The sequence below is a fragment of the Allocoleopsis sp. genome (genome assembly GCF_036703385.1).
Taxonomy (GTDB): domain Bacteria; phylum Cyanobacteriota; class Cyanobacteriia; order Cyanobacteriales; family Coleofasciculaceae; genus Allocoleopsis.
Genome location: NZ_DATNPA010000671.1, coordinates 1 through 4,685, shown reverse-complemented (window position 1 = coordinate 4,685; position 4,685 = coordinate 1). Strand labels below are relative to the sequence as shown.

At 46.2% G+C, this 4,685-nt stretch carries 4 protein-coding genes; 3 read left to right on the top strand and 1 reads right to left on the bottom strand.

The features are described 5' to 3' along the window. Window positions 1–708: CHAT domain-containing protein (locus V6C93_RS38565; RefSeq protein ID WP_333480655.1), on the top strand; the 708-nt coding region annotated here is incomplete at its 5' end. Window positions 709–948: 240 nt separating this feature from the next. Here V6C93_RS38565 and nirK read toward each other — a convergent pair. Beyond that, a complete protein-coding gene (gene nirK, locus V6C93_RS38560) occupies window positions 949–2,487 on the bottom strand; it encodes a copper-containing nitrite reductase (protein ID WP_333480654.1) in 1,539 nt (512 codons plus the stop codon). Window positions 2,488–2,930: 443 nt separating this feature from the next. Between nirK and V6C93_RS38555 the strand changes: the two genes are divergently transcribed. Continuing rightward, window positions 2,931–3,644: a hypothetical protein gene (locus tag V6C93_RS38555; protein WP_333480653.1), complete on the top strand. Its 714-nt coding sequence runs from the start codon at window positions 2,931–2,933 to the stop codon at window positions 3,642–3,644. A 355-nt stretch (window positions 3,645–3,999) separates the two neighbouring features. After that, a complete protein-coding gene (locus V6C93_RS38550) occupies window positions 4,000–4,635 on the top strand; it encodes a recombinase family protein (RefSeq protein ID WP_333480652.1) in 636 nt (211 codons plus the stop codon). The last annotated feature ends 50 nt before the right edge of the window (window positions 4,636–4,685 follow it).

Here is a 4,685-nt window from a genome sequence, read left to right as displayed (position 1 = left end):
GATCGGCGAGTCAAGACATCAAGCCGAGCAAACAGCCCCTCTCTGGAGAAACAGGCAACTCGCTCTGTCACCCCAAATGACCTAAACATCCAAGCCTTAACAACATCGGCGAGAGAATCAGGCATTACATTCAATCGCTTGCCCTTTACCCGGAAAGAGGCCGAGCGGATTTTGACTCTAGTGCCGTCGGCACAAGAAATGCAAGCTCTCGATTTTGCCGCCAGTCGAGCTTTAGCCACTAGCTCTGTACTCAGTCAGTACCAAATTGTACATTTTGCCACTCACGGTATTCTTAACAGCAAGAATCCAGAATTATCAGGTGTGGTACTATCGCTAGTCGATGAGAAGGGTACACCCGAAAATGGCTTCCTGACACTCCACGACATCTTTAACCTCAACCTCCCATCGGAATTAGTTGTCCTGAGCGCCTGTGAAACTGGATTGGGGCAGGAGGTCAAAGGAGAAGGATTGATTGGCTTGACAAGAGGCTTTATGTATGCTGGTGCGCCACGAGTACTGGTCAGTTTGTGGAGCGTGAATGATGAAGCCACATCAGAACTGATGAGCCGATTTTACAAGAAGATGCTGCAAGAAAAATTACAGCCAGCCACGGCTCTAAGAGCCGCCCAGATTGAGATGTTACAGAATTCACAATGGAAAGACCCTTTTTACTGGGCGGCTTTCACGCTTCAAGGGGAATGGAGATGAAGCAACAGAAAGTATCAATACATCCTGTACCATTGCTGTCATCTTTATGACGGCACTCTCGATGCGATCGATAAAACCCTCAAATGTTTTTCGGGTTAATCTAACGAGAGAAAGAGCGTAAAAGCCAATGAAAAAACCTAGTACAAAACTCCGTTTTACGGAAAGTTCATTACGCCGACCCACCCCCCTTCTTTGGGGGAAAAGAACGGGTGTATTTTTCTCGGAGACTGAACTTTCTGCTCATTCCAATTTATGAGCTGCATCCTGATGGAATATTTCTGGATGCGGTTGTCCCTGAGCTACCAGGTAACCGACTAATCCTCGTTCCAAACGCGATAGAGCATGATCTACTAAAGTGTAGCGCCCTGGTACGTCGAGTTGGAATTCCACAACTGTAGCCCCACCAGGCGGTACTAAGGTGGTCTGCACATTAGTTTTTGGTGGGGAACTCAGGGAAGCTTGGTCGTAAACTCGATCCATAATTTCACCAATCACATGGAATGACGAGGAATGATTGGGCCCACCTACACCAAAATATAGCCGTACTGTTTCTCCCACCTTCGCTTGTAATGGGTATTCAGTTGTTATCGCTCCGACAGCACCATTAAAGACAAAGTATTCCGGTTGTTCGACTAGCAGTTTGTCTACACTGAACTCATTAGGGCCAGGTTGATTTGACGGTTTAACTGTGTAAATTTCCCCTTGCATCAGGTAGAACTCTCGCTCGACCGGCACCAGCCCGCCTGTTGGCTCTACTAGAATTAAGCCATACAAGCCGTTGGCAATATGGTGTGACACCATCGGCGTAGCACAGTGGTAGACGAACAATCCTGGATTGAGGGCTTTGAAGGTGAAGACTTTTTCCTGACCCGGCGAAACTTGTGTGAAGATTGCCCCACCACCGGGCCCCGTAACTGCATGGAGATCGATCGAGTGAATCATCCGGTTATCAGCGCTGTTTTTTAAGTGCAGCTCCACCGTATCGTCCTGACGAACTCGAATAAACGGACCTGGCACCTTGCCGTTGAACGTCCAATAGTTGTAGGTCGTATCTGGTGCTAACTTTCCTTGCAACTCCACAGCTTCCAAGTTTACCCGCACCAATTGGGGCAAGCGCTCGCTAATAGGTTTGGGTAAGTCTGTTGGATTGCGGACGATGCTTGCGCTCGACGAAGTGGCTTTTTGAGTTTCATCCTTACCCATCACAATCAAACGACCTTCCATTCCTGCTTGACGGTGACCGGGAATTGTGCAGAAATAGGGAAATACTCCCTGTTTATCAGCCCGGAAAACAATCACCGAACTAGCTCCTTTAGCAACTACCGCATCCGAGTAAGTGTTGAAATCGGGCAAAGCAATGTCATGTTCCGCGCCATCTCCATTCACCAGAATTAACTGTACAATCTCACCAATTTTTATCTTTAAATCGGGGTTAGCTATACCGTTAATTTTGTTCCCAACACCAGAGAAGATTAATTTTCCTTCCCCAATACTCGTCTCTAGCTTAAATGTGACATCGGGTCGGTACGAAGCTGGACTTTTCTGATTCTCGAGGGATGAAGTTGTGTTGGCACTCGTAGGACTAGCCAAGTGGGGTTGTGCCAGATGTTCCACTTCTGCTAGCTTTTGAGTGGGAGCTGGTGTAAGTTCAGATGCCAAAGCTAGACGGCTAATCCAGGCATTTCCTAGCTGTGGAGCGCTCAAGTAAGGCATCATCAAAAACAGTACAACGGCGAGCATTAATAAGATGACTGTTTGCGAGCACTTGAGCTTGTTCATATGGGGGACTCCTTGGCGGAAACTCGCTGAAGTTCATGAGTTAAGAAATATTGCGGTATGACCTATTACTATTTTACGTTGTTGGCAAAAGTGTCAGCAGAACTATTAAATTTTCTTTAGAAGAAATGCCACAATCAACTCCTTTTAGACTTTGGAAAAATGAAGACGTAAAAAACTTTAAAGTAACTAGGACTAGCCCTTTCAAGGTGCAGGGCAAAGGCATCTAAATTTGGCTGGCGCACATGAGATAGTATGCTGAGTAAGCTTTGAGGAGTATCTAGCGCAGGAACTTCAGTTGAGCGATTGCAAAAAAGAGTACCCGACTCAATCCGCTTCTGGTTGGCGACAGTAGTGGCATTTAAGGCTAAAAAGAACTTAAACCCGGAAAAATTCGCTCCAGTGCCAACTCCAGAAACCTCAACTCAACAGGAGTAAGAAGTCAAATGGGACTGAGAATCATGCCGCGACTACCAACGGATGGAATTCCTCACCCCTGGGATTTGACAATGCGTTTGCTCGATCAACCTTTGCCGCTCTCACCCCTGTTGCAACCAGCCATCCAGCAACACATAGATTTGGCTGGGGGTGAATGGCGCATTACTCTGTATTGGGTTGTCAAAAAGAAGTGGAATCCCAAACTCAAAATTCCTGTCAAACGCAAGTACGCCAAGTTACTTGAACCTAGAGGAGAGCTATTTTTCAGGACACTTGAACTGTGTATCTCATGTCACGACTGTTCACACCCCGACACTCAACACTACCGCCATGCATCCGACTGGTATCTCCAACTGATGCAGGAAGCTAAAAACATAGACCATCAGGAAATCCAGGCGAACGATGCAATTGGGAAAAAGCCCTTCGTTCAACACCTGTACCAGATTATCAAAGCTCTCAAAAACCTAGAAAACCCTGCTACTCCCTCTACATCACTTCATTTTTATCGATTGATGGAAGTAGCCCTGTCCCTGGAGAAGCAAGATCGATTCAACGATAACTACTGGAAGCCTTTTTTGAGCGCTCTAAGTAGATGGATTCAAGCGGTAGATAGTCCGAATTGCCATGATTGCTACGTTGACGGTAACAAAATTGTCTGCCAAATCGGACAAGGGAGAGGGAAAAAGACGATCCTAGTACTCCCTGACCCAAATAGTTTTTGAAACCCTTACTACGTAAGGCTTACAACCTTTAATGCGAAACCGCCCGATTGACGGATATCCGTGTCAATCTGGGTACAGGTAAGCAAGTGAAGTGATTAGCCAAAAAGCTTTTTGGCTTAAATTCTCATCACCGAGAAAGTTTACCGTCTCTCATTTTTCCCAATTAGACAAAGCATCATGTCCAGAAGCCAGGAGATTTTTCGGTTCATCTCAGTTTCTCAGAATCTTTCTAGATCTCAAGACTATCTGTTTCTTGACAGAGCCTAAATTTTACTACCGGGAAGAACCTGATTTGTGCAGGTGTCACTTGAATTACAGGTGCACAAATTTCCATCGTTCTCATTCAGGAGTCAATATGGCCCGTATCATCGGATATGCACGAGTGTCAACCCAGGAACAAGCGGATGACCACAATGCTCTCAAGCAGCAAATGCATAGACTTGAGCAGTTTGGAGTAGATGAGATCTACCACGATATTCAATCAGGAGCCAATGCAGAGAGAGAAGCTTTTACGCAGCTCTTAGATTTAGTGAAGCAGGGTGAAGTGGAGCTCATTGTTGCCACGAGATGGGATCGACTCACTAGGCAAGAACTACTCTATCTAGAACTCAAGGCAATACTAAGAGACTCTAATACCAAATTGCACCTACTGGACCAAGGAGAAGTTGACCTGAGCACAGCTTTTGGAGAGCTAAGTGCGGATATGCAGGCTATGTTTGCCGTCCACGAGCGGCGCATGCTCAGGGAGAGAGTCAAGAACGGGTTTGACTTCCGTCGCACCAATCAAGTGGCTTGGACAAGAGCGCCTTGGGGTTATGTCATCAAAGATGATAAATACATCCTTGACAATGAACCTATTATCTGCTTACTGGCAGAGCGACCAGAAAATTACCTAGAGATTTCGGCTGAACCTGATACCTCACCCCTTCTGCTCGGTATTAGTATATCTCAGATAGCTGGGGCTTGTTATTTGCGATCGATGCGGTCATAAGTGCGTGCTAAAGCGCAATCCCAGTTATCAGTACTACGGCTGTCGGAATT